Genomic DNA, 660 nt, shown 5'->3' on the forward strand with positions numbered 1-660 from the left:
TGAACTCGTCACTGAACTTCCTAGGCATGATCCAATCCTCCTCTAGAAACGATCGGAACTAAACCCAGGACACTTCAACTTAACCCCCGTTTGAAACCGGTCGGTGAACGCCCAGGTCAGATGTTTCGAAAGTGACTCCAGTTAGTTGACGTGTGGACGGCACGAAAACGCGCCCGTTTTCCCGCGCGCAAGCCTTTCCCGTGGTGCCTCCAGACGCGACGAAACCCCGGCGACTATTGCCGCCGGGGTAGTGGAGCGGATGACGAGAATCGAACTCGCGACCCTCACCTTGGCAAGGTGATGCGCTACCAACTGCGCTACATCCGCGTTGTGCAAACTACAGTTTGCACAACGGAGCCCTTAACGGACTCCTGGTGCGCGATACTGGGATTGAACCAGTGACCTCTTCCGTGTCAGGGAAGCGCTCTCCCGCTGAGCTAAACGCGCGCAATATTCACATGAATATGGAGGTGGAAACGGGAATCGAACCCGTGTACAAGGTTTTGCAGACCTTTGCCTCACCACTCGGCCATTCCACCGTGGGCGATTTCCGCCTCTTTCACAGTACCAATTGCTGCCAACTGGGACTTGGAGCGGATGACGAGACTCGAACTCGCGACCCTCACCTTGGCAAGGTGATGCGCTACCAACTGCGCTACA

3 tRNA genes are annotated in these 660 nt (G+C 55.9%); all 3 read right to left on the bottom strand.

The window, feature by feature from the left end:
- Positions 1–251: 251 nt before the first annotated feature.
- Positions 252–327, bottom strand: a tRNA-Gly gene (locus KBX19_RS11275).
- Between the two features lie 45 nt (positions 328–372).
- Positions 373–447, bottom strand: a tRNA-Val gene (locus tag KBX19_RS11280).
- 18 nt (positions 448–465) lie between these two features.
- Positions 466–539, bottom strand: a tRNA-Cys gene (locus tag KBX19_RS11285).
- Positions 540–660 lie beyond the last annotated feature (121 nt).

Source organism: Corynebacterium sp. CCUG 71335, assembly GCF_024454075.1.
Classification (GTDB): Bacteria; Actinomycetota; Actinomycetes; order Mycobacteriales; family Mycobacteriaceae; genus Corynebacterium; species Corynebacterium genitalium.